19 protein-coding genes, 1 tRNA gene and 1 pseudogene are annotated in these 23,937 nt (G+C 69.1%); 12 read left to right on the top strand and 9 right to left on the bottom strand.

Annotated features, from left to right (window positions below):
• The first annotated feature begins 110 nt into the window (after nt 1–110).
• On the top strand, nt 111–1,499 hold the full coding sequence (locus tag ACODNG_RS13165; protein ID WP_434521676.1) for an NAD(P)/FAD-dependent oxidoreductase: 1,389 nt from the start codon (nt 111–113) through the stop codon (nt 1,497–1,499).
• 66 nt (nt 1,500–1,565) lie between these two features.
• Here the strand turns inward: ACODNG_RS13165 and ACODNG_RS13160 are convergent, their stop codons facing one another.
• Nucleotides 1,566–2,699 (bottom strand): M24 family metallopeptidase, encoded by a 1,134-nt coding sequence (locus ACODNG_RS13160; RefSeq protein WP_434521675.1) that lies wholly within the window; start codon nt 2,697–2,699, stop codon nt 1,566–1,568.
• A gap of 216 nt (nt 2,700–2,915) precedes the next feature.
• Here ACODNG_RS13160 and ACODNG_RS13155 point away from each other — a divergent pair.
• From ACODNG_RS13155 to ACODNG_RS13115, 9 genes and pseudogenes are all read left to right on the top strand, one after another.
• Nucleotides 2,916–2,990, top strand: a tRNA-Val gene (locus ACODNG_RS13155).
• 204 nt (nt 2,991–3,194) lie between these two features.
• Nucleotides 3,195–3,926, top strand: a complete 732-nt coding sequence (locus ACODNG_RS13150) for an AAA family ATPase (protein WP_434521674.1) — start codon at nt 3,195–3,197, stop codon at nt 3,924–3,926.
• 142 nt (nt 3,927–4,068) lie between these two features.
• Nucleotides 4,069–4,353, top strand: a complete 285-nt coding sequence (locus tag ACODNG_RS13145; protein WP_137688795.1) for a translation initiation factor eIF-1A — start codon at nt 4,069–4,071, stop codon at nt 4,351–4,353.
• A 230-nt stretch (nt 4,354–4,583) separates the two neighbouring features.
• Nucleotides 4,584–4,922, top strand: coding sequence for a thioredoxin (gene trxA / locus ACODNG_RS13140; protein WP_434521673.1), 339 nt, complete (start codon nt 4,584–4,586; stop codon nt 4,920–4,922).
• Nucleotides 4,923–4,993: 71 nt separating this feature from the next.
• Entirely contained in the window at nt 4,994–6,106 is a 1,113-nt protein-coding gene (locus ACODNG_RS13135) for an aminotransferase class V-fold PLP-dependent enzyme (RefSeq protein WP_434521672.1), read from the top strand.
• An 81-nt stretch (nt 6,107–6,187) separates the two neighbouring features.
• The gene (locus tag ACODNG_RS13130) at nt 6,188–6,745 is read left to right on the top strand and encodes a class I SAM-dependent methyltransferase (protein WP_434521671.1); all 558 of its coding nucleotides are present in this window, start codon (nt 6,188–6,190) and stop codon (nt 6,743–6,745) included.
• 131 nt (nt 6,746–6,876) lie between these two features.
• A complete protein-coding gene (locus ACODNG_RS13125; protein ID WP_434523103.1) occupies nt 6,877–7,974 on the top strand; it encodes a DoxX family protein in 1,098 nt (365 codons plus the stop codon).
• 47 nt (nt 7,975–8,021) lie between these two features.
• Nucleotides 8,022–9,308 carry a glucose-6-phosphate isomerase gene (locus ACODNG_RS13120; RefSeq protein WP_434521670.1) on the top strand — a complete coding sequence of 429 codons (1,287 nt, stop codon included), beginning with the start codon at nt 8,022–8,024 and terminating at the stop codon, nt 9,306–9,308.
• A gap of 103 nt (nt 9,309–9,411) precedes the next feature.
• A pseudogene (locus ACODNG_RS13115) lies at nt 9,412–10,144 on the top strand (lysostaphin resistance A-like protein).
• Between the two features lie 340 nt (nt 10,145–10,484).
• Here ACODNG_RS13115 and ACODNG_RS13110 read toward each other — a convergent pair.
• Entirely contained in the window at nt 10,485–11,951 is a 1,467-nt protein-coding gene (locus ACODNG_RS13110) for an amidohydrolase family protein (RefSeq protein WP_434523102.1), read from the bottom strand.
• Nucleotides 11,952–12,170: 219 nt separating this feature from the next.
• Entirely contained in the window at nt 12,171–13,463 is a 1,293-nt protein-coding gene (locus ACODNG_RS13105; RefSeq protein WP_434521669.1) for a DNA double-strand break repair nuclease NurA, read from the bottom strand.
• 325 nt (nt 13,464–13,788) lie between these two features.
• Between ACODNG_RS13105 and ACODNG_RS13100 the strand changes: the two genes are divergently transcribed.
• On the top strand, nt 13,789–15,696 hold the full coding sequence (locus ACODNG_RS13100) for a methyl-accepting chemotaxis protein (protein WP_434521668.1): 1,908 nt from the start codon (nt 13,789–13,791) through the stop codon (nt 15,694–15,696).
• Between the two features lie 50 nt (nt 15,697–15,746).
• Here ACODNG_RS13100 and ACODNG_RS13095 read toward each other — a convergent pair whose 3' ends face one another.
• The 4 genes from ACODNG_RS13095 to ACODNG_RS13080 form a co-directional block, all read right to left on the bottom strand.
• On the bottom strand, nt 15,747–16,160 hold the full coding sequence (locus tag ACODNG_RS13095) for a hypothetical protein (protein WP_434521667.1): 414 nt from the start codon (nt 16,158–16,160) through the stop codon (nt 15,747–15,749).
• Between the two features lies 1 nt (nt 16,161).
• A complete protein-coding gene (locus tag ACODNG_RS13090) occupies nt 16,162–16,710 on the bottom strand; it encodes a DUF2240 family protein (protein WP_434521666.1) in 549 nt (182 codons plus the stop codon).
• 83 nt (nt 16,711–16,793) lie between these two features.
• The gene (locus ACODNG_RS13085; protein ID WP_434521665.1) at nt 16,794–18,113 is read right to left on the bottom strand and encodes an MFS transporter; all 1,320 of its coding nucleotides are present in this window, start codon (nt 18,111–18,113) and stop codon (nt 16,794–16,796) included.
• A 103-nt stretch (nt 18,114–18,216) separates the two neighbouring features.
• A complete protein-coding gene (locus ACODNG_RS13080; protein WP_434521664.1) occupies nt 18,217–19,683 on the bottom strand; it encodes a Na+/H+ antiporter NhaC family protein in 1,467 nt (488 codons plus the stop codon).
• A 196-nt stretch (nt 19,684–19,879) separates the two neighbouring features.
• On the opposite strand from ACODNG_RS13080, the gene ACODNG_RS13075 reads away from it, so the two are divergent.
• Nucleotides 19,880–20,866 (top strand): NOG1 family protein, encoded by a 987-nt coding sequence (locus ACODNG_RS13075; protein ID WP_434521663.1) that lies wholly within the window; start codon nt 19,880–19,882, stop codon nt 20,864–20,866.
• A 54-nt stretch (nt 20,867–20,920) separates the two neighbouring features.
• Here the strand turns inward: ACODNG_RS13075 and ACODNG_RS13070 are convergent, their stop codons facing one another.
• Both ACODNG_RS13070 and ACODNG_RS13065 read right to left on the bottom strand, forming a co-directional pair.
• Nucleotides 20,921–21,670 (bottom strand): SIMPL domain-containing protein, encoded by a 750-nt coding sequence (locus tag ACODNG_RS13070; RefSeq protein WP_434521662.1) that lies wholly within the window; start codon nt 21,668–21,670, stop codon nt 20,921–20,923.
• Between the two features lie 59 nt (nt 21,671–21,729).
• On the bottom strand, nt 21,730–23,919 hold the full coding sequence (locus ACODNG_RS13065) for a formate/nitrite transporter family protein (protein WP_434521661.1): 2,190 nt from the start codon (nt 23,917–23,919) through the stop codon (nt 21,730–21,732).
• Nucleotides 23,920–23,937: the final 18 nt, after the last annotated feature.

Raw genomic sequence — 23,937 nt, 5'->3', positions numbered from 1 at the left:
CGACACGGTAGCGGGGGAGTGCGGCACCGCGCGTCCGCGCCGAAACGACGACCAGTCCGACCCGCGTCGGGGACCGTGAATTTAATAGCCGGACGGGAACCTCACGGGGTATGGAACGCGTAGACGTCGCGATCGTGGGTGGCGGGCCGGCCGGATCGTCCGCGGCGCACGCGGCCGCGACCGGCGGGGCGGACGCCCTGGTCCTCGAGAAGGGCGTCCCCCGGGCCGACCGCGAGCGGCTCGGTCCGGACTCGACCGACGCGGCCGGGATCTTGGACTACTGGGTCGACATCATGGGGATCCACCCCGACGAGTTCGACGACGGGGTGGTCCAGCGCGAGCTGAACCGCGCGGAGTTCCGCGGTCCCGACGAGTCGGCGACGCTCACCTCCACCGGCATCGACTCCTCGTACGACGGGTTCGGGTACACTTTCCAGCGCGCGCGCTTCGACGACTGGCTCCGCGACCGCGCCGAGGACGCCGGCGCCGAGTACCGCGTCGGCACCTCCGTCCGCGGCGTCGACACAGACCTCTCGGTGACGCCGGGAGGCTACGACCCGCGGCACACGCTCGAACTCGCGGACGGCGGAACCGTCGGCGCCGACTTCCTCGTCCTCGCCGACGGGCCGCAGCGCACCGTGACGAACCGCGTCCTCGACAAGTACCTCCCCGCGGACGCGCAGGCCTCGGAGCGGCTGGCCTCCCGGACCGCGAACCACATCGCGTACCAGGAGTACCGGCGCGTCCCGGAGGAGGTGTTCGAGGAGGTGAACGACGCCATCGTCTTCTGGTGGGGCGTGATGCCCGGCGAGACCGCGTACCCGTGGATCTTCCCGAACGCGGACCGCGTCTGTCGGATCGGACTGACGATGCCGATCGGACTCGACATCGACGACTTCGACCGCGACGCGTACGCGCTGCTCGACGGGGACGACGAGTCGATTCCGCAGGGCAACGAGTACATCCGTCGGCTCTTAGAGTGGCAGTACGGCGACGAGTACGACATCGAGGAGGACTTCCCCGTCGTCGAGGACGCCGGGAAGCGGAACGGTACCGAAACGTATCCGATCTCGTCGACCCGACCGATCGACTCGCCCGTGGAAGCCGGCATCGCGGTCGCGGGCGGCGCGATGGGTACGACCTCGGCGTTCCACGAGGGCGGCGACCACGTCGCGGTCCGGACCGGCGCGATCGCGGGCGAACTCGCCGCGGAGGGCGATCTGGCCGCGTACAACCGCCGCTGGAAGGAGGCGATCGGCGACGAGGTCGTCCGAAACGTGACGATGGCCGACATGGTGGCGGAGTACGAGCCGGACGACTGGAACCGGGTCATCGGCGCGGCCGACGCGATGCTCGCCGCCGAGACCGGCGACGGCCTCCTCTCGCAGCCGTACCGCTCCGGCTGGGAGTCGCTGAAGCTGATGCTCGGCTACAGGTGGAACAAGCGGCGGGTGAAGAAGGGGTACGTCGGCATCGACGAGAGCGAGTACGTGTACTGACTCCCGACGCGCCCCTCGGCTCCGAACCGATGGCCGCGACGCCATCTGCCGACAGATCGACGCCCGTTACCGGATCACGGGCGCCGCCAACTCTACCGGATCCGCGTCGATCCCCGCGACGTCGACCGGCTCGACCTCGTGGGTGGGCCACCGCCCGGTCTTCGTGAGTCGCTCGGTCAGGTCCGGCGCGACGAGGTGCGTGTCCTCGCTTTTCGTCCCCTGAACCGTCGGGTTCCACGCGTAGCCCATCGGCCACCGGACCGGCTCGTCGCCGTCCGGCGTCGCGATCCACTCCCGGCCCGCGAACCCGGCGGCGCCGCCCTGGTGGTGGTTCTCCCACTCGTCGGGGAAGCCGACCGCGTCGTACGCCGCCCGGATCGCCGCGAAGACGTCGCCGGCGGTGTCGGCGGTGTCGGCGGTGTCGTCGCCTCCCGAGAGCCTTCCGGCCGCGGCGGCCTCGGTGGCCCGGATCGCGGTCGCCTCGACGCGCGCCGCGGCGCGGTGGCGCTGTTCGAACCAGTCGGGGGTGTCGAAGGCGACGGTCCGGGTCATCGAGGCGTACAGCCCCGCGCGCTCGCCGGTGACCGACACGAGCGCGTAGTCGCCGAGCGCCGCGTCGGTCGGCGTGAAGTGGCGGTACGCCTCCGCCCGTTCCGCGCCGCCGACGAGCACGACCGGGGTGTCCACGTCGCGCGAGGCGAGTGAGATGTCGATCCCGGCCGCGACCTCGTACTCGGGGTCCTCCGGTTCGAGGTTGCGGCAGACGGTCTCGACGGCGGCGGCGACCTCGCGGCCCAGTTCGCGGTACCGCTCGATGTCGTCGTCGGTGAGCGGCTGCCGGAGCCGACTCCCGTCGACGTCCTCGAAGCCGGGCACGTCGAAGTCCGCGGCCGCGGGGGCGGGCGACCGCTCGGCGACCGCGTCGGCGAGCGAGTCAGCGTACCACGGGAACGACTCGACCGCGAACGCGTCCGGGAGCTCCTCGTCGGCGAGCCGGTCCGCCTCGATGTCGTCGGTGATCACGCGGAGGTCGCCGTCGTAGCCGGCGGCGGCGACGCCCGTCGGCGCGTCGGCGTCGACGACGTTGTCGCCGCCGGTGAGCCACGCGAAGCCGTTGGGGCGCGCGAACCAGACCGCTTCGAGCCCGCGCTCGTCGAGGTACGCGTCGAGCCTGTCGGTGCGAGCGGCAGTGTCGACCATACGGACGGACTCTCGTCGAACGGGTAAAACCGGTCGGAAACCGCCGACGCGTCGCGCGCCGTCGGTCCCGAGCGCAGGGTCGAGACGGCGGTGGAATCCGGGATCGTCGCCGCGCCGTCTTCCGATCGATTCGCCGGACGCACTCGGGCCGAAGCTCGAAACGAAAGGTTCAATTACGTTCCACGGAAACGACGAAACGCGTCAGTAAGCCCCTTCGGGTTGGTAGTCTAGTCCGGTTATGACACCTCCTTGACATGGAGGAGGCCGGCGGTTCAAATCCGCCCCAACCCATTCTCGTCGACACCGCAACCGCGAGCGACAGCGAGCGGTCCGTGTCGACAAAATGGTGCCGCAATTTCGTTACGCCTTCCGACGAGAGTCCTCGTTACCGGTGCTCGATATCGGGAGTCTCGGAAGGAACGGGGAGCAGGAACGTCCGATCGCTCGCGAGGCGATGCGAAGTTTCTTTTACTTCACCCCGGAGGATCCGGGTAGATGAGTGACCGAGGCGGTCGAGCGCCGGACCGGGCCGAATCGTCGACTTCGGGACACGACACGGTTGATTCTCTCTCCCCGACGGCGTCGGATCCGACGGCCGCGGTCGCCGACGACGACCCGTCGTCCGGGCGGTTGGTGGTCGTCTGCGGACTCCCCGGCGTCGGCAAGACGACCGTCGCCGAGCGGATCGCCGACCACGTCGACGGGCGGATCCGCCGGACCGACGTGATACGGAAGGAGCTGTTCCCCGATCCCGAGTACACCGACGCGGAGACGGAGGCGGTCTACGCCGAACTCCTCTCCCGCGCCCGCGACGACGTCGACGCCGGGGACGCGGTCGTCCTCGACGCGACGTTCGCGGACGACCGGTTCCGGGCGGCGGCCCGCGAGACCGCGGCCGAGACAGCGGCCAAGTTCGACCTCGTCGAGGTCGCCTGCGACGAGGACGTGGTCGAGCGCCGGATCGAGCGCCGAGACGGGATCAGCGACGCGGACTTCGAGATCCACCTCCACTTCAGGGAGCTGTTCGACGCGGTCGCGGGCGACCACGTCGTCGTCGACAACTCCGGAACGGAAGCGGAGACGTTCGCGCAGGTCGACGCCGCGTTCGCCGACGACGCGTCCGCTGCGGAGGCGCCCACTGAGGAGGCGCCCGCTGAGGAAGCGACCGCTGAGGACGCGCCCGCCGACCGCGACGAGCGGTCCGCCGCGGTCACCGACGCGAAGTGAGACCGACGCGAACCGGGATCGGCGCGGGGCGGGATCGACGCGAACCGGGATCGCGGGGAGGTGTCGTCGTGCGAACGGATCGCGTGACGGACGCACACACGCGTCTCCAATCACTTATACGGGCGAACACACAACGGAAGGTATGAGCGAAGAATCCGGGCGGAAGAACCTCCGAATGCCCAACGACGACGAAGTGTTCGCCGTGGTGACAGAGCACCTCGGCGGCAACCACGTTCAGCTGCGCTGCGCCGACGGCAAGGAGCGACTCGGCCGGATCCCCGGCCGGATGAAGTACCGCACGTGGATCAGCGAGGGCGACGTGGTGCTCGCCGAACCGTGGGACTGGCAGGACGAGAAGGCGAACGTCGAGTGGCGGTACGAGGACGAGGACGCCGACCAGCTCCGCCGCGAAGGCCACATTCAGTAACGGAAGTACGCGCGACCGCGCCGCGTAGTCGTCGACCCTCTACCTGCGGCTCTCTCGTTACTCGAATACGGTCCGTTGGCGCGTTCACTTGCCCGATTACTGCGGGCTTCGAACGCGGATAGCGACCGCACCGGCCCGCACCGCGGCGCGGACGGACGGACGGATCTGTTTGCTCAATATTGTGTATTTCATTCAAAACTATTATCACCGCGAAGCGCGTACGGGTGAGTATGAGTTCGACAGAAGCCACACCCGGAGAGCCGATCCAGCTGACCGACACCGACGCGTTCGACGAACACGTCGCCGACGGCGTCGTCCTCGTCGACTTCTACGCCGACTGGTGCGGCCCGTGTCAGATGATGGAGCCGGCCGTCGAAGCCGTTGCGAGCGACACCGACGCGGCGGTTCTGAAGGTCGATGTCGACGAACACCAGGCGCTGGCCGGCGAGTACGGCGTCCAGGGGATCCCGACGCTGCTCGTGTTCGCTGACGGCGAACTCGTCGAACAGATGGTCGGCGCACAGACCGAGGAGGCGCTGACGGACGCGGTCACCGACCCGACCGCCTGAGTCGATTCGCGCCACCAACGGTTCGCCGCCGAAACCGACACCGTGAGAACGATCGAACACGACGACGACGTATGACCCCGAGAGAGCTCCGCGCGGACGTCCCGGCCCTCGACGACGCGGCGTACTTCAACTTCGGTGCGCACGGTCCCAGCCCGGAGTACGTCGTCGAGGCGGCCGCGTCCTTTATCGAGGACCACGAGTACGGCTCCGCGACGACCAACCCGTACGAACACGCCTTCGAGACGTACGAGGAGGTGCGCGAGCGGATCGCGGCGTTCGTCGGCGCCGAACCCGAGGAGATCGCGCTGACCGAGAGCACCACAGACGGGATCACCCGCGTCGCGGGCGCGATCGACTGGGAGCCGGGCGACGTCGTCGTCCGGACCGACCTCGAACACCCGGCCGGCGTCCTCCCGTGGCAGCGGCTCGAACGCGAGGGCGTCGAGGTGCGTGTCCTCGGTACCGAGGACGGCCGCGTCGACCGTGACGAGTACGCCGAGGCGGTCGCGGACGCCCGGCTCGTCTGTTTCAGCGCGATCACGTGGACCCACGGGACCCGGCTCCCGGTCGCCGATCTGGTCGAGACCGCGAACGACGCCGGCGCGTTCACCCTCGTCGACGCGGTCCAGTCGCCCGGGCAGGTCGCGATGGACGTGCGCGAGTGGGGCGCCGACGCGGTCGCGGCCGCCGGCCACAAGTGGACGCTCGGCCCGTGGGGGTCCGGGTTCCTCTACGTCGACCGCGACGCCGCGACCGACCTCGAGCCGCGCGCCGTCGGCTACCGGAGCATCGAAGACCCGACCGGCGACGAGATCGAGTTCAAGCCGGCCGCGGGCCGCTTCGAGGTCGGGACGACCACCGCCGCGGCCCACGTCGGACTCGCCGAGGCGCTCGACGCGATCGACGCGGTCGGGCTGGACGCGATCGAGTCGCGGATCGAGTCGCTCACCGACCGCCTCAAGGCGGGCGTCCCCGACGACCGACTCCTCAGTCCGGAGGCGTACGAGTCCGGACTCGTCACGATCGACGTCGACGACCCGGAGGCGACCGTCGAACGACTCGCGAAGGAAGATATCGTCGTCCGGTCGCTGCCGCACCCGGACGGGGTCCGGGCCTCGGTTCACGCCGTCTCCTCGGAGGCGGAGATCGATCGACTCCTCGACGCGCTGGAGCCCGAGTGGTGAGTCGCGAGCGCCCCTGCCCCCGACCGCGACCGCGGACAGCCCGACCGGACGCGTTTTAGCACTCGACGCACAAGACCGCACATGGGATTCCACACGTTCGACGCCGATCAGGCGGAGCGGTTGGAGCGTCCCGACCGCTATCGCTGGGTGTCCGCCGAGGAGGTCGTCGGTCCGCTGATCGAGACCGACGCCGAGGTCGTCGCCGACCTCGGCAGCGGCACCGGCTTCTACACCGACGACGTGGCGGCACGCGTCGAGACCGTCTACGGCGTCGACGTCCAGCCCGAGATCCACGACCGATACCGCGAGAAGGGGACACCGGCGAACGTCGAACTCGTCGCGAGCGACGTCGCGGACCTCCCGTTCGCGGACGACGAACTCGACGGCGCGTTCTCGACGATGACCTACCACGAGTTCGCGAGTCCCGACGCGATCGCGGAGATCGCTCGGGTGCTCCGCGAAGACGGCCGACTCGTCGTGTTCGACTGGTCGGCCGACGGCGACGGCGACCACGGGCCGCCGGTCGACGAGCGCTTTACGGCGGGCGACGCGCGCGACGCGCTCGTCGACGCCGGGTTCGACGTGGCGCGCGCGGAGACGCGGACCGAGACGTTCGCGCTCGTCGCGGGCGCGCCCTGAGTTCGTACTCGGTGTCGGTGCGGCCGGGAGACCGTTCCGGGAAACAGCGTTAGGTGCGTCCGGCACCTACCGACCGTATGTTCGACCGAACCGGAACGGTACCCGATCGCGCGACGACCGCGGCCGGCCGGATCGCGGCGACCGCTATCACGCTCGCGCTCGCCGTCGTCGCGCTCGCGACGAGCCTCGTGGGCGCCGCGGCCGCCCACGTCGACTACGTCACGGAGGAGCCGGGCGAGACCGTCGACGCGCTCGAATTTCTCCTCGACGTGCTCGGCGACCCGATTAACGCGGCGATCCTCGGCGGGTCGGGGCTCGCACTCGCCGCCGTGATCGCCGGCTACCTGTGGCTGCGACCGACGGTCGTCGACGTGGTCGTCCTCCGCGAGACGCTGGCGGGGTACGGCGATCTGATCCCGTGGATGCTGCGACTTTCGGTCGGTCTCCCGCTCGTCGGCGCGGGGTTTCAGGGGTACCTGTTCGCGCCGACGCTCACCTTCGACCCGGCGGCGAACCCTGTTTTGCGCGTGTTCTTCATCGGACTCGGCTTCTGTCTCCTGTTCGGACTCGCGACCCGAATCGTCTCGATGCTCGGGCTGGCGGCGTTCGCGGCCGTCCTCGCCGCCGTCGACCCGGCGGTCGTCATCGCGATGGAGTACGTCCCCGTCCTCGCCGCGCTCGCGGTCCTCGGCGGCGGCCGCCCCAGCGCGGACGAGATGCTCCAGGCGCTCGCGACCACCGACGGGACCTACTACGGGCGGATCGACCCGGTCCACCACCTGAAGGGGTTCCTCGACGCCCGGGCGGCGCCGCTGCGCCGGTACGTCCCGACGGCACTGCGGGTCGGGATGGGCGTCAGCTTCGTCTACCTCGGGCTGATCCAGAAGCTCGCGGACCCGGGAAGCGGCCTGCTCGTGGTCGAGCGCTACGACCTCACGTCGGTCGTCCCCGTCGACCCCGGGCTGTGGGTCGTCGGCGCCGGTCTCGCGGAGACGGCGGTCGGCGTCGCCCTGATCGCGGGCTTCTTCACCCGCGGTGCGGCCGCCGTCTCCTTTGTGCTCTTCACGACGACGCTGTTCGGACTCCCCGACGACCCGGTCCTCGCTCACGTGGCGCTGTTCGGCCTCGCGTCGGCCGTCTTCGCGCTCGGCGCCGGTCCGCTCTCCGTCGACCGGCTGATCGGTCGCCCCGCGCTCGGCGACGAGGAGCCGGTCGCGGCGGCGGACTGAGGATCCGGTCGGCGGTTTTTAAGTCGCTCTCGCGCGGTGAGGGAGGTATGCGCGTGGACCTCGGCAACGCCCTGGAGACGACCCCCGGGCTGACGACGGAGACGCTGGAGAGGCTCGACGGCCGCGTCGCGGCCGCACACGAGCGGATCGCGGCCGGGATGACCGACAACGAGTTCGGCTACGCCGCCCTGAATCTGCCCGAGACCGCGGACCCGGACGAAATCTACGCCGCGGTCGACGGGTTCGACCGCCCGGAGGCGGTGCTGACGGTCGGTATCGGCGGGAGCGCGCTGGGCGCGGCGACGCTGTCGAAGGCGTTAGAGAGCGACGTGGACGCGTACGTCCTCGACAACGTCGACCCCGACGAGACGCGGGCGCTGCTCGACGACCTCCCGCTCGACGACACCGTGGTCAACGTCGTTTCGAAGTCGGGGACGACGGCGGAGACGCTCGCGAACTTCCTCGTCGTCCGCGAGGCGATGGCCGACGCGGGCGTCGACTGGACCGAGCGCACCCTCGTCACCACGGGCGAGTCGGGGAACCTCCGCGACCTCGCGAACCGCCACGGACTCCCCTCGCTGCCGGTTCCCAACGGGGTCCCCGGGCGGTTCTCGGCGCTGTCGACGGTCGGACTCGCGGTCGCCGCGCTCCAGGGCCACGACGTGGAGGCCGTCCTCGCGGGCGGCCGCGACGGGATGGAGAGCCTGTCGGGGTCGCTGTACGAGTCGCCCGCCTACGCCTACGGCGCGGCGACGTACGCGCTCGCGGAGCGCGGCGCGCGCACCAACGCCGTGATGCCGTACGCCGAGTCGCTGGAGACGTTCGCGGAGTGGTTCGCCCAGCTGTGGGCCGAGAGCCTCGGGAAGGACGGGCTGGGGCAGACGCCGGCGCGCGCGCTCGGCGCGACCGACCAGCACTCCCAGCTCCAGCTGTACCGCGCCGGGCCGCCGGACAAGCTGGTGACGCTCGTGCGCCCGACCGAGCGCGCCGACGTGCCGATCCCCGAGACGGACCTCGACGGGCTGGCGTACCTCGGCGGCTCGTCACTCGGCGGGCTGCTCGACGCCGAGTTCGAGGCGACCGAGGCGAGCCTCGCGGCCGCCGGCGTCCCCAACGTGCGCGTCGAGATCGACCGGGTCGACGAGCGGGCGCTCGGCGAGCTGCTCTACGGGATGGAGGCGGCCTGCGTGCTGTACGGGGAACTTGCGAGCGTCTCGACGTTCACGCAGCCCGCGGTCGAGTGGGGGAAGAAGGCGGCCCGGGGGTTGCTCGGCGGCGGCGACTTCGCGGAGGCCGAGGCGGTCGACGAGAAGCGCGAGCTACGGGTCGACTGACGCCGCGGCCGACGAGCCGCGGGACCGGAGTCGCGGGCCGTGAATCCGAGACCGACGATCCCCTTCCGGTGCGCCTAAACCCCCGTGCGTCGTACGGCCGACGATGAGCGACGATCCCCTCGCGGCCGCCATCGGCGAGCGGCTGTTCCGCGTCACGAGCGCGCTGTTCGCGATCGTGTTCGCGCTGCTCGTCGCGAGCGCCATCACTCAGCCGGGGCAGATCCGGCCGCCACTCTCGGACTGGTGACGGACGGGTCGACCGGCTACCAGCTGATCCGGACGGTGCTCCAGTTCGTCGGGTTCGCGCTCGCGGTCGCGGGGTACCTCGCGATCACCGACGAGTGGGAGCTCGCCCGGTTCTCGCGGCCGGACCGCCGCGAGACGGCGATCATCGTCGGCGGCGGGGTCCTCCTCTTCGCGTTCCAGTACGGCGCCCTCTTCGCGCTCGATCAGGTCGGTCTCTCGACCGGACAGAACCAGGCGGTCGTCCCCGCCGGCGACCCGGTCCCGTACTACCTCGCGATGATCGCGGTGTCGCTCGCGGTGGTCGGCCCGGTCGAGGAGCTGCTGTTCCGCGGCGTGGTTCAGGGGGGATCCGGCGCGCGTTCGACGCGGTCCCCGCGGTGCTGGTCGCGAGCCTCGCGTTCGGACTGATCCACCTCCCGGCGGTCTCCGGAACGCTCGTCGAGCAGTGGGCGTACGTCGGCGTCGTCGTCGTCCTCGGCTCGGTCCTCGGCGCGCTCTACGAGTGGACGGACAACGTGCTGGTCCCGGGGCTGGTACACGGCATCTACAACGCGGTTACCTACGTGGTGTTGCTGGCGCAGGCGGTCTGAGTGCGGACAACGCTGTTCTCGACGGGTTCTCTCCTCCGGGGTGGCGCGTGCCGACGAGCGCCGCAACGCGGGGCGAGTCGCACGCGCGAGGGAGTCGCGAACGGAGTGAGCGACGAGGCTGGGGAGGCGTGAGGTGCGGTGCTGCGCGGTGCGGGCGCGACTCAAAGGGGCGGGGGCTTTGACGACGTTCGCCGTCGATCCGCATTTGATTATTTGGCTCTGTTGAAACCCGATTCTTCAAACAAAATATCGTCTGAAACAGCCGGTCGCTGAGAAGTGCGTACTGAGCGCGTGGTTCACTCCCGATTTGAATTAAGGGATCCGTATTACTCAACTGCTTCTATAACAGTGAGTTATCTTTGATTTTTTGAAACGCGAGTCGTCCAAGTAGTTGTACCGGGCCACGTTTCGGTAGGTTACGAGTAGTTTCCAGTTCACTCGGCGGGTTACTTCCACCAATATCGAGGTTCCAACTTGTCTCCTTATTGAAGCGGTTAATGGAAGTTTCAACGGCCTCGCGCACCCCTTCTGAATTCATCGTTCTGACATTACTATCTCGCATCACAATCTCACCATCCACAATAACAGTTTCCACATCAGACGGTGTTACATTGTTCACAATATGTGCGGGAAGATTCGTAAGTGGTGTGAACTTCGGCTTCTCCACATCAAGAAGAATCACATCAGCATGCTTGTCTGGCTCAAGACTCCCAATTTTGTCTCCGATACCGAGGGTACGAGCTCCCTCAATCGTGAGCATTCGTACTAGTTCCATCGAAGTGAACTGACCAGCTGACCGTTTGAGATTCGCCGCGAGCCGTGCCTGGCGGGCCTCACCGAACAAGTTATATGAGTCATGCCAGTAGTGGTCGTCAATACCTAACCCAACATCGACACCCGCTGCCCGGAGTTCCGGCACTGGTGTCCACTGTATGTCGCCGCCCGGATTCCAGTAACAGAACACTGACGGGCAGTGCGCGACCGACGCGCCCGCGTCAGCGGTCCGTCGGATGTCATCGTCATCAGCGAGGCGGAAATGAGCAGCTACCAGCCGGTCGTTGAGGAGACCGACATCGTCAAGCAGGTCGAGAGAGTCCTTTGCACCGTTCGATCGTGCCATCACGTTGCTCTCTTCGAGTTCGAGCAGGTGAGTATGAACGAGCAGGTCGGGAAACTCGGCAGCGAGATCGGCGGTTCGTTCCCATAACTCCCGAGTACACGACCAGTCATCGTGTGGATTGATCGTAGCTCGGATACGCCCGTCGTACGTGTCATGATATTCATCAATGAATTCGCGGGCACGGGCAAACTGCTCGTCCACAGGCACATCCCAGAAGAGGTCGGAGATCATCGGTCCGAAGAATCCACGGAGACCCGCCTCACCAAATGTCTTGGCGGCGGCGCTCGGGTGGACATCTTGTGAGTTAACGGTAGTGACACCACCGGCAAGGAAGTTGAGCGCAGCGAGTTCGTATCCTGCTTCCGCGAGGTACTGATACTTTCCATCCTCAAGGCGATCGATGAGGGCCGTCATATGACCCATCATCTCCATCAGATCGAAGTCGCTGAATGCACCGATAAGCGGTGTCATTTCGAGGTGTGTGTGAGTATTGATCAGTCCGGGCATCGCAACCATCCCGTCACCGTTGATAACATGGTCAGCAGAGATGTGTTGATCGCCTTCCTTAGTAGTTCGTACCTCGGTGATGCGGCCGTTCTCAATAAGGAGCGTCCCCCGTTCATAGAGTTGATTCTTATCGTTGACTGTAAGGATGTACGCATCATGAACCACAATATCATAACTCATCCAATTTATCACCCAACGGCTAATTAATAATCTCCTGATAAATAACTTGGCCTTATTGACAGAATATTCACTTCTCACGCTGTATTGACCATAACCGGAGCAGAATGTATCATCTACTGGGGATTTCAACAGATCCGACTATTTACAAGAGAGCAGAAAGAGATTTGACGGAGTTTCTCGCGGAGCTACTGGGGTTCAATTAAAACGACTGACGGCTGGTCAGTACGTCTCTTTACCCCACCGCAGGTCGTCGTACGTCGCCTGCTGGTCGCTGCCGAGTCGCTCTTCGAACTTCCGGCGGAGCGCCGCCTTCTCGGCCGCCGAGATGCGCGCCAGCTCGTCCGCCTTCGACACCGGCTCCGGCGGGCCGCGCGTCGCCGCCACCTCGGCGACGACCTGTTGGGTGAGCCGCTCGCGGGTCGCCTCGTCGCGGGTGAACGCGTACGGCGCCTCCAGCTTGTAGGTCACGTCGGTCCGCGGGTCGTAGACGACCATGAACGTCGGCTCGTACAGCTCCGGGTCGAGTTCGCGCTCGACGCCGAGCGCGTCGCCGTCGGCGGCCATCGGCGCGTCCGCGCCACCGCGGCTGCGGAACCAGGTGGTGAACGTGAGGTCGTCGTCGAGGCGGGCGCCGCGGTCGGCGTCGCGGTCGTCGTCGCTGAACTCTCCACCGGCGTCCCCGTCCGGCTCGCGACGCTCCAGCAGACGGGTGAACAGCGCGGTGTCGTCGGGCCACGGCGACTCGACGCCGGCGCGCGAGAGCGCCCGGACCGCGGTGGTGCTCGCGGGATTCTTCACGAAGCCGGCGAGCGGCACGTCGCGCTCGACGAACCGCTCGACGAGGCGGACGTACTTCTCGATCACCGCGCGGGGCTTCGCCTCGCGGGCGAGCGCGCCGAGTTCGGGGTCGCGGTCAGCCCAAGTGAACAGCTCCTTCGGGTAGATGGGACCGTCGAGGACGAGCAGGTCGTCGACGCGGTCGGCGTGGTCGAGCGCGTGGGTGCCCTCCGCGAGGTACAAGGCGAGCGCGTGGACGACCCGCTCCGCGTAGCGGTTCACCCGCGGGACGTGGAGCACGCGCTGGCGGGTGTGGCCCTCGTCGCGGCGGGTCCACTCGCTGTCGAAGCCCGCGGTCGAGTCGCCCGCGTGGACGGTCGCGACGATGGTCCGGTCGCGGTGGAGGTCCAGATCGGTCGGCGAACTCGCCATCGCCGCGTGCGCCACGTCGACGACCAGCCCGTTCTTGAACGTCGTGGGGTTGATCGTTCCCGAGTCGAGCCCGTGGACCGTCTCGAACGGGCGCTCGGCGAGCGCCACGTCGTCGATGGCGGCCCGGCGGCGCTCGTGGTCGCCGAGCGCCTCGACCACGACCCGGCCCTCGCGGCGGAGTTCGGAGAGCCACTCGCGCCACACGCGCTCGGCGAGGTCGTCGTGGTCCGTCGCGTCCACGTCGCCGCCAATGCCGTACGCAAGCTGCGCGATGTTCTCGACGTGGATCGGATCGAGCGTCACGAACGTATCGCGGACCGGGCCGGTATAAAAACCGTCGGCCGCGCGGTCGAAGACGCCATCGCCGCGTAGCGAGGGAGGCGCGGATCAGGAGATCGGATCAGGAGATCGGATCGGGAAGCGCGGATCAGAGGGTCGGATCGGAGGGTCGGATCGAACGCCGAACAAGTTCGACTTTCGTCGAGGAACCAGCAAAGAAGTCGGGTAACCGGATTCCACGCAGAACGGTCGTTCGATCTTTATTAGACCATTTCGACGCGCTAAACGACGATATCAGTGGTAATAGCTGGGGACAATGTCCTTTTATGATATACGACAATCGTCGCGTATGGCAGAGACTGCGACCAGGGTGGACTCGGGGGGATCGGGCGGGGTGACGGAGAGCGTACGAGAGGTGATACGGTACATTCCGAACGGCACCTCGATGCCGGAGGAGATGTGGCGACCGCGACACCGGAACATCCTGATTTTGACCGTAGTACAGGTGCCGCTGTTGATCGCTATGGGGCTGTACAGCGGGACCGAATCGATCACGGGGGCGCAGATCCCGGCGACGCCGCTGTGGATGCTCGGCGCGTTCGTCGCCGTCATCCTCGGCACCGCCGCGCTGGCGAACTGGTCGCGGCTCGGCCGCCGCCAGCGGACGGTGCTCACGGCGTTCAGCCTCATGACCGTCTCGATGGCACTGGTGAAGCTGTCGGGCGGGTACATCGAGGCGCACTTCAGCTTCTTCGTGTTCGTCGGGGTGCTCGCGCTGTACGAGGACTGGCTCCCGTTCGCCGTCGGCGTCGCGTACGTGGGAGTCGGCCACGTCGCGTTCAGCCTCATCGACTCCAGTCTCGTCTACAACCACACCGCGGCGATCGAGAACCCGGTCGTCTGGGGCGGCATTCACGCGTTCTTCGTCCTCGGACTCGTCGGCGCGCTGATGGTCAACTGGTACTCGATCGAGAAGTCGCGCGAGGCGGCGCGCGAGCAGCTCGAACTGGCCGAACAGAAGCAGGCAGAGATACAGGACGTCGAGGCGGCGAAGGCAGAGGTCGAGAAGCGCCGCAAGGAGGTCGAGCGCCTGAACAGCCACCTGGAGACGAAGGCGGACGACTACAGCGCCGCGATGGACCGTGCGGCCGACGGCGACCTGACGGTCCGGCTCGACGCCGACAGCGAGAGCAAGGCGATGGCGCAGATCGGCGCCGCGTTCAACGGGATGATGGACGACATCGACGGGGCGATGGGCGAGGTCCGGTCGTTCGCTCAGGAGGTGTCGACCGCGAGCGAGAACACGGTCCGCGGCGTCGAGACCGCGAGCGACCGGAGCGAGGCCGTCAGCCAGTCGGTCTCCGAGATCGCCGAGGGGGCCGACGAGCAGCGCGAGATGCTCCGGCAGGTGTCCGACGAGATGAACGACCTCTCGGCGACGATCGAGGAGGTCGCCTCCTCGACGCAGACGGTCGTCGAGGTCGCGGAGCAGACCGCGGACATCGCGGACGAAGGTGAGGCGACCGCCGAGGACGCGATCGACCGCGTCGAGGAGTCCCGCGAGTCGCTCGACTCCGCGGCGGAGACCGTCCAGCAGCTCGACGACCGGATGGAGGACATCGGCGAGATCGTCGACCTCATCGGCGACATCGCCGAGCAGACGAACCTGCTCGCCTTGAACGCCAACATCGAGGCCGCCCGCGCCGGCGGGAGCGGGGGTGGGAGCGACGGGTTCGCCGTCGTGGCCGACGAGGTGAAACAGCTCGCGGAGGAGACGCAAGACGCCGCCACGGAGATCGAAGAGCTGATCGGTGACACGCAGTCGCAGACCGAGGGGACCGTGAAAGCGGTCCGGGGCGCCGAGGAGAACATCGCGGCGGGAGCCAAGGCCGTCGAAGACGCCGCAGACGCGTTCTCGCAGGTGTCGGACAACGCGAAGGAGACCGACGAGGGGATCCGGGAGATCAGCCGCGCCACCGACGACCAGGCGGCCAGCACGGAGGAGACCGTCTCGATGGCCGAGGAGGTCGCGGAGATCAGCCAGGCGACCGCGGACGAGGCCGACGCGGTCGCCGAGGCCGCCGACGAGCAGCTGACCGCGATGAACGAGGCGACGACGGAGGCCGGGTCGCTCGCCGAACAGGCGGAGCGGCTCGGCTCGCTCGTCCGTGACTTCGACGTCTCCGGCGACGACGTCGACCCCGCCGCCGGTGCCGGCCCGAACGTCGCTGTCGGCGACGGCGGACAGCCGGAATAGGCGTCAGCGACCCGAAAACGTCCTTTTTGTGGCTCGGCGCTGCCCGCCAGTTACTGGGTGTGTGGACCGTCCCCGACCGCGTCCAGAACCTCCAGCGCGCGCTTCACCTGCGCGCCGTCCTCGACGAACACCAGCGTCCGGGGCGGGCGCACCGCCTTCGGGCGGACGCGGAGGTCGGCCTCGGTCGCCGCGGTCGCGGCCGCCTCGGGGGCGCCGATCGCCTCGATCCGCGCGCGGTCCGGCTGGACGTACACCTCGGCGACGGTTTCGCCGGACTCGTCTCCGTCGGCCGAGCCGCCGCGTTCGCGAGCGATCCGGTACGCCAGCGCGCCGTCGGTCGTGGCCTCCACGTCGGGGTCGGCGTCGACGACGGTCAGGCCGCGGAGCCGGCTCTCGTTGCCCGTCACCTCGGAGGCGAGGAGCTGGGCGATCCGGACGCCGTCGGCGAGGCGGTCCGTGACCATCTCAGGCCGCCCCCGGGTCGTCGGCCGGTTCGTCCGCGCCGTCCGCGCCGGTCGCCCCCTCTCCGTCGGTCGCTCCCTCTCCGTCGGCCGCGTCGCTCTCCACCTCGGCCGCGAGCTCCTCGCGCACGTCGGCGGCGAGGCGGTCGACCGCGGCGCCCTGCTCGCGGGCGTAGAGGACCGCGGCGGCCTCGATGGTGACCGCCAGCGCGCGCTGGCGCTCGTTGATCGCGGCGACCGCGCGCTGCTTCTCGACGCCCGCGGCGACGATGGCGTCGAGCGCGCTCTCGAAGGTGGACTGCTCGCGGAGCACGGACTCGTCCGGGGTGAACCCCTCCGGGACGGTCACCTCCGCCGGATCGAACTGCGGGACCAAGTCGCCGTCCTCGGACGCCAACAGCCCGCGACCCACCGCGACGTCGACGAGGCGCTTCGCCTGGTCGGGGGAGAACCACTCCCGCTCCAGCGACAGCGCGACGACGAACTCCCCCTGCCCGAGCCGGTCTTGGGCCCGGGTCTTGAACGGGGCGGCGACGGCGACCTCCAGGCTCATGTGAGACGGACGGCGCGGCGGGCGCGTAAACGTGTCGAACGCGGGGTCCGATCCGGGCGGCGGGCGGCGCCCCGGCGATCGACTCACCCCGCCGCCTGCGAGCCGTCGCGGTCGACCCGGCGCCCGACCGCGAACGCGACCGCCGCGCCGGCGAGGACGAGCGCGCCGGCGACGCCGAACGCGAGACCGTATCCGATCGCGGCGAGCCACCCGCCGGCGACGCTACCGATACCCCCGGCGAGCGCGCCGAGCGCCGCGTACGCGCCGAGCGCCTCGCCGCGGATCGCCGGCGGGGCGAGACGGGTGACCACGACGCCGGCGGTGACCGCGATCACCGCCCAGGTGAGTCCGACCGAGGCGAACGCGACGCCGACGGCGACGAACCCGAGCGCGCTCGCGCCGAGCGCCGCGCCGAGGACGGCGATCAACGGGAGCAGGGCCGCCCGAACGACCAGCCCGCCGACCTGAAGCCGCACGGCGTTCCGGTCGGCCGCGAGACGGCCGGCGGTCCCGAACGCGACCGCGGCCGCGGCGCTGTTGATCAGGTACAGCGCGAACGTCCCGCCGGAGCCGAAGCCGATGTCGGTGAGAAACGCCGGTAGGGGCGCGAAAAACGCCGAGAATCCGGTGAGAAACAGGAGCGCGGCGAGGAAGTACGCCGCGAGCGCGGGCGTGAAGCGCGCCGCGAGGCGGCGGGGGTCCAGCCCGCGGAAGTCGGTCCGTGCGAGCGACCCGGGGAGCGTCGCGCCGCGGACGGCGAACCGGTCGGCCCGGTGGATGGCGCGACGCACGCGGCTCCCCGAGGGCGACGCCGCGGGACCGTCGGTGAGGTCGCCGGACGGGTCCGCCGGAAGCGTCCGCGCGGCCGCGATACAGGAACCTCCGGCGGCGAGCGCGAGCGGCGCGAACAGCGAGCGCGTGGCGGCCGCCGGCGACGCGACGGCGCCTCCGCCGACGGTCCACGCGGTGCCGAGGAGCAGCCCCAGCGCCCAGCCGATCCCCTGGTATCGGTTGAGGGCCGCGATCCGCTCGCTCCACGCCGACTCGGGAGCGTCGGCGACCGCGAGCAGCGTCAACACGGGCGTCGCGGCCGCGAAGGCGAACCAGACGACGGCGTTGGCCGCGATCACCGCGGCGATCCGGTCGGTAAGCGGAACGACCGCGACCGCGAGGGTCGCGGCGACGAGCGCGACGAGGACGAGCGCGCGTCGGCGCCCGGTGCGGTCGGCGACGCGGCCGAACCAGAGCGCTCCCGGGACGCCGACGATCGCGGCAACGGCCGCGAGAACGCCGAGAACGAACGGGCCGCCGCCAAGGTCGACGACGTACAGCGGGACGACGAGCGACGCGCCGCCGAACGTGACCGAGGCGAGCCCCCAAGCGTACAGCCACCGGTCGGACATGGGCCGAATCGGTCGCCCGGGAATCATAACCGATCCGGTTACGATGGTCGGTTCCGCGAACGGATCGATCGGCCCGACCCCGCTCGGGACGACCGTTCGAAGCTCAGTCGTCGCTCCCGGGACTCGGGGCGGAAGCCTCAGCCGGATCGGCATCGGCCGGCGTCGGGTTCACGTCGATGGTGTAGCCCGTCACGGCCATGATCAACAGCACGAGCGGCGAGAAGTACGCGAACAGGTAGTATGGCGCGTACTCCAGGGTCGGCACGTCGGTGGCGGTCGCCATGAAGACGGCCCCCGCGTGCCACGGGAACAGCGCGCCGGTCGGGGTCCCGGCGGCCTCGACCGCGCGGGAGAGCTGGTCGGTGTCGAGTCCGAACTCGTCGTAGGTGTTCCGGAGCGTGACGCCCGGGAGGACGATGCTCATGTACTGCTGGGCGGTGAGCGCGTTGATGAAGATCGCCGAGACGCCGGTCCCGGCGACGAGCGCCCCCGGGCTCCGCACGGCCGAGGTGAACGAGTGTGCGATCACCGCGAGGACGCCCGTGCGCTCCAAGATCCCGCCGAGCGAGAGCGCGGCGACCACGACCGTGATCGTCCACGCGGAGCCGACGAGTCCGTCGGTGTTAAGGAGGTCGTTCACCGTCGTGGAGGCCGACTCGGGCGCGGTCCCGGACATGAAGATCTCCCACGCGGCGACGAAGCCGGTCCCCTGAAGGAGGATCGTCGTGAACGCGCCGGCGAACACGCCGGCGACGAGCGTCGGGAGCGCGGCGTAGCCGCGCAGCGCCAGCCCGAAGGTGACGACGAGCGGGACGAAGGCGACGAGGGTGATCGCGTACGTCTCGGTGAGACCGCCCTGAATCGCCGCGATCTCGCCGGCCGGGATGTCGCCGCTCGTGCGGAGGCCGACCGCGGCGAAGGCGAGGACGGCGAGACCGAAGGCGATCGCGGTGCCGGTCCGCATCCGCCGGATGTGAGCGTACAGGTCGGTGTTGGTCACGCCGGCGGCGAGGTTCGTGGTGTCGGAGAGCGGCGACTGCTTGTCGCCGGCGTACGCGCCCGAGAGGACAGCTCCGACCGTCATCGGCGCCGGGACACCGAGCCCCGCGCCGATGCCGACGAAGGCGACGCCGAGCGTCCCGACCGTGGTCCACGAGGAGCCGATGGCGAACGCGACGACGGCGGCGAGGACCGCGGCCGCTGGGAGGAACGTCGTCGGCGAGAGGACCTCCAGCCCGTAGTACATCAGGCTGGGGATCGTGCCAGCGCTGACCCACGTCGCGATCAGCCCGTAGATGGTGAAGATGATGAGGATCGCCTGTAGCCCCATCATGAGTCCGTTCGCGATGCCGTCGAACAGGTCGTCCCAGTCGTAGCCGAGCCACAGCCCGAACGCGCCGACGAAGGCGATACTCCAGAGGAGCGGCGGGTGCGGGTCGAGACCGAGGCCGGCCGAGCCGATACCGAGGAACGCCACGACGGCGAGGACCGGGACCAGCGCCGCCGCCAGGCTTGGGCGGCGGTCCGGGTCAAGGTCCTCGTACGCCGTCGGCGTGAACGAGCGTGCCATGACCGCGTATATTCCTTTGAAGCATAAGAACATCTCGAAATATGCGTAGAATATATAACGATCGTTTATCTCGTTTGGAGACGACGACGGCGGGAGAAGTTCCGCCGGCACCCGCCGCGTCCGACCGTGTGCCGTCGTGTCGCGGCGGTCCGCGAACGGACGGTCTTATACGCGTCGGCGGCGAAGTCACGGTAACATGATATTTGAGGGCCTCCCGACGACTCCGCGCGCGGAGGAACTCGTCGACAAGGCGTTCTCGCGGGCGGCGCGGGCCGGGCGCGCGAAGCGCGGCCACGAGGCGCAGGAGTCGATGCTACGGACCGCCGGCAACGTGCTCTCGGACAACTTGGAGAACGTCGTCACCTCGTGGCCCGACTTCGGCTTCGACGTGGACCCGTTCTACTACGAGCTGGCAGACGCTATCGTCGACGTCGACCGCCTCCGACAGGCGCTCTCGCAGGTGATGTGGGCCAGCCGCCAGATCGAGGACCTCCGCGACGAGTACACGACGAAGATCCGCAACTCGGACGTGGACACCGCCCGCAAGCACCGCAAGCAGGCGTTCGCGCGCATGGCCGACGTGATGGACCAGATCGAAGACGACCTGCGCTACATCGGCGACTCGCGGGACCAGCTGAAGGTCCTCCCCGACGTCCGGCCCGACGAGCCGGCCATCGTCGTCGCCGGCTACCCGAACGTCGGGAAGTCCTCGTTCGTCAACCGCGTCACCCGCGCGTCGAACCAGATCGCGGAGTACCCGTTCACCACGAAGGGCGTCCAGATCGGCCACTTCGAGCGGAACCACGTCCGCTACCAGATCGTCGACACCCCCGGACTGCTGGACCGGCCGGAAGACGAGCGCAACGACATCGAGCGGCAGGCGGTGAGCGCCCTCGAGCACCTCGCGGACGCCGTCGTCTTCGTGCTCGACCCCTCCGGCGACTGCGGCTACCCGCTCGATGTCCAGCTCGAGCTCCGCGAGGAGGTCCGCGAGCTGTTCGGCGCGGACGTGCCGCTGCTCACGGTGGCGAACAAACACGACCGGTTCGAGGCGGTCAAAGCGGAGTCCGTCGACGCGACGATGAGCGTCACGGAGGAAGAGAACGTCGAGACCGTCCTCGACATGGCCGTCGACGCGGTCGGCTACGAGCCGGACCTCCCCACCCGCGACGGGGGGGAGTAGTCGGCCGCCGACCTCGACGCACCGGCGTCACTAAAAAGCCGATTTTTCGCTGCGTTAGGCCGGAACGGCCTCGTACACGACGTTCACCGAGACGCTCACGCCCACGTCGCCGGTCTCGACGGCGGTCGAGGCGCTCCCGCCCGCGTCGCCGCCGGCCGCCGCGTCGTAGGTCTCGGCGACGTACGGCCGCGACTGCGCCTGCGCGGTCGACACCTCGTAGACGCCGGACACCTCCAGCCCGCTCGCGTTCGCGAGCGCGGCCGCGTCGTCGGCGGCGTTCGCCATCGCCGTGTCGAGCGCCTCCTCGCGGACCTCGCGCTCGCGCTCCTCGCTCAGGCCGAACTGGATCCGCTGGACCTCGTCGGCCCCGGCGTCGACCGCGACGTCAATCACGTCGCCGACGGCGTCGACGTCGTCGAGTTCGATCGCGTACCGGTGGACGCCCTCGTACTGCGTCCGGTTCGGGGTATCGCGGGTCTCGTAGCTCTCGCGAACGTCGTACTGGTCGGTCCGGATCGCGTCGTCGCTGAGTCCCCACTCCGTCAGCGCCGCCCGGAGCTCTCCGTCGCCGGCGTCGAGTTCGTCGCGGACCGCCTCGGCGTCGGAACCGGTCGCGGTCACCGCGACGCTGAGGGTGGCGCGGTCCGGCGCCGACGCCGCCTCGCCCGCGGCCGTCACTTCGATGCTGCGTTCCAGTTGCGCCTCGTCGCCGTCCGTCGGGGTCGCGGTGCCCGCGAGCCCCGAGCAGCCGGCCAACGCGACGAGCGCCGCGATACCGATGAGTGCCGTCAGTCGTCTGTCCATACTCGGGCGATCTATCCCGGACACCTATAAAACGCCGATAGCGCAAAGAGCCGTTTTCGCTATCGGTCGTCGTCGCGGTCGCCGCCGGTCGCGTCCGCCTCGCGGTCGTCGGCCGCCTCCTCGGCGGCCTCCTCGTCCGCGTCGTCGTGGTCCACGACGTACGTGTCGTCGAGGTGCGGCTGTTCGTCCTCGGGACCGTCGCCGTGCTCGGCGGTCCCGTCCGGCTCGTCGAGCGCCTCGGCGACGGCCGCGTCCGTGGCGTCGGCGTCGGAGCCGCCGTCGGGGCCGGGTCCGTCCTCGTCGCTGTCTCCGGCGTCGCCGGCGTCGCCGGCGGTCTGGCCGCCCTCGACGGACCGGACGTCCGTCCCCTCCGACCGTTCCGGATCGCGCTCGACGCCGCCCGACAGGTCGGTCGTGCGGCGGCCGGAGCCGAACAGCCGCTCGCGCAGCGACCGACTGCTGGGCCGCTCGGTGAGCAGCACCGAGGCGTCGACCTCGTGGATCACGTCGAGGTGAAGCGAGTTCGAGACGAGCCGGGAGAGCAGTCCCTTCTCTGTGGCGCCGATGATAACGAGCGTCTTGTCGGCGGCCGCCCGGCAGATGCCGGTCTCCACGTCGCCGCCGTCGTCGACGACGAGCTCCGCGTCGTCGAGACCGTGTTCCGCGGCCCAGTTCGCGAGGAACGCCTCGCCTCGGCCCCTGTCTTCGGGTCCGTCGACCACGTGAAGCAGCGTCACCTCGGCGCCGACGGTGTCGGCGAGCACCTTCGCGACCTCCGCGCTCAGGTCGGAGTCCGGACCGCCGGAGGTCGGGATGAGGATCCGCGAGGTGTCCAGCTCGTGCTCGTTGAGGATGAGGAAGTCACAGGGGAGCTGGTTGGTCAGCTCGTCGACGGGGCGTTCAGCGCGGGCGGCGCTCCACAGCTGGTCGTCGCCCCAGCCCATCAACACCGCGTCCGGGCGGGTCCGGCGCGCCATGTTGAACACCTCCTCGAACGAGCGATGCGAGACGACCGTCGAGGTCGACACCTCGACGTCGTACTCCGTCGCCGTCGACCGCAGGTTTGCCATCCCCTCGGCGGAGGCGTCCGCGATACGGCGCCCCGCGTCCCCCGAGGACAGCGACATGCGTTCGGGCGCTTGAACGACGTGGACGATGTGGACGACCCCCTCCTCGTGGCTGCTCGCGAGCTGCGCCGCCAGCTCGACGATCGGGCCGTCGGTTCGGGGGTTCGTGATCGGCACCATGACGCGGTACCCCTCGCCCGCGAACAGCGTCGCCTCGGTGGCGTCGAGGATGGGAACGTACGACCGGCCGGCCGCGCGACCGAACACCCACTCGGGGACCGTGAGGCGGCGGCTCACGCCCTCGAAGCGCGCCTCTTCGAGGCGCTCCTCGCTGGTCTGGAAGTAGTTGACGAGCGTCACGAGCACGACCCCGCCGATGGTGTTCCCGAGCAACACCGGGATCACGAAGCCGACGAGACCGGAGTAGAGGCTGATCTCCGCCCCGTACAGCGGGATGTTGTGCTGGAAGAACAGGTACAGCACCTCGGTGAAGGAGACGACCACGTGGAACAGGTTGCCGAGCGGGATCGCGAGGAACGCGAGGTAGACGACGAGCATCCGGCTCACGGAGTCGGTGGACGCGAAGCCGACCCAGACGACGCCGGCGACGATGAGCCCCGCCATCGCGGCCTTGAAGAACAGCGGGACGAACTCGACGCCGAAGCCGCCCTCGGAGATGTACCGCGCCGCCTCGACGGTGTCGCCCGTGAAGACGCCGCCGTACGAGAGGACGGCCGCGCCGATAGCGCCGCCCGCGAAGTTGCCCGCGAGCACGATGGTCCAGTGGCGCAACAGGGTTGGGAGGCTCGCGAGCCGTTCGAGCGTGAGCGCCACCGGCGGCAGGGTGTTCTCGGTGTACAGCTGGTACCCGCCGATGATGATGTAGATAAATCCGAGCGGGTACAGCATGACGCTCAGTATCGGATGAGAGTCGGTCGCCGCCGTCAGCGACGCGTACAGCATGAACGTGATCGTGATCGCCAGCCCGGCGGCGAGCCCGCTGAAGAACAGCTCTCGGCTCCCCGAGGTCACCTCCTCGTCCGCGGCCGCGATGATCCGCTGGAACACCTCGTCCGAGGAGAACCGGTCCCGGACGGCCTCGCCGACCGCGGGCGCGCCGCTCCGGGACCGCTCGACGACCTCCCGCATCGAATCGTCGTCGGGTTGCTCTGAGTCCGTCACTGGCGGAGGCCACGGCGG

Origin of the sequence: Halorubrum sp. AS12 (genome assembly GCF_051122765.1) — an archaeon.
Classification (GTDB): domain Archaea; phylum Halobacteriota; class Halobacteria; order Halobacteriales; family Haloferacaceae; genus Halorubrum; species Halorubrum trapanicum.
The sequence above is the reverse complement of the archived record's forward strand: the minus strand, read 5'-3'. Positions and strand labels throughout refer to the sequence as shown.

Coding starts and splice junctions, on each gene's coding strand:
- ACODNG_RS13070 (WP_434521662.1), bottom strand. CDS start 21,670: ATGGACAGACGACTGACGGCACTCATCGGTATCGCGGCGCTCGTCGCG.
- ACODNG_RS13145 (WP_137688795.1), top strand. CDS start 4,069: ATGAGCGAAGAATCCGGGCGGAAGAACCTCCGAATGCCCAACGACGAC.
- ACODNG_RS13110 (WP_434523102.1), bottom strand. CDS start 11,951: ATGAGTTATGATATTGTGGTTCATGATGCGTACATCCTTACAGTCAAC.
- ACODNG_RS13085 (WP_434521665.1), bottom strand. CDS start 18,113: ATGTCCGACCGGTGGCTGTACGCTTGGGGGCTCGCCTCGGTCACGTTC.
- ACODNG_RS13165 (WP_434521676.1), top strand. CDS start 111: ATGGAACGCGTAGACGTCGCGATCGTGGGTGGCGGGCCGGCCGGATCG.
- ACODNG_RS13160 (WP_434521675.1), bottom strand. CDS start 2,699: ATGGTCGACACTGCCGCTCGCACCGACAGGCTCGACGCGTACCTCGAC.
- ACODNG_RS13090 (WP_434521666.1), bottom strand. CDS start 16,710: ATGAGCCTGGAGGTCGCCGTCGCCGCCCCGTTCAAGACCCGGGCCCAA.
- ACODNG_RS13135 (WP_434521672.1), top strand. CDS start 4,994: ATGACCCCGAGAGAGCTCCGCGCGGACGTCCCGGCCCTCGACGACGCG.
- ACODNG_RS13130 (WP_434521671.1), top strand. CDS start 6,188: ATGGGATTCCACACGTTCGACGCCGATCAGGCGGAGCGGTTGGAGCGT.
- ACODNG_RS13150 (WP_434521674.1), top strand. CDS start 3,195: ATGAGTGACCGAGGCGGTCGAGCGCCGGACCGGGCCGAATCGTCGACT.
- ACODNG_RS13075 (WP_434521663.1), top strand. CDS start 19,880: ATGATATTTGAGGGCCTCCCGACGACTCCGCGCGCGGAGGAACTCGTC.
- ACODNG_RS13095 (WP_434521667.1), bottom strand. CDS start 16,160: ATGGTCACGGACCGCCTCGCCGACGGCGTCCGGATCGCCCAGCTCCTC.
- ACODNG_RS13100 (WP_434521668.1), top strand. CDS start 13,789: ATGGCAGAGACTGCGACCAGGGTGGACTCGGGGGGATCGGGCGGGGTG.
- ACODNG_RS13120 (WP_434521670.1), top strand. CDS start 8,022: ATGCGCGTGGACCTCGGCAACGCCCTGGAGACGACCCCCGGGCTGACG.
- trxA (WP_434521673.1), top strand. CDS start 4,584: ATGAGTTCGACAGAAGCCACACCCGGAGAGCCGATCCAGCTGACCGAC.
- ACODNG_RS13080 (WP_434521664.1), bottom strand. CDS start 19,683: ATGGCACGCTCGTTCACGCCGACGGCGTACGAGGACCTTGACCCGGAC.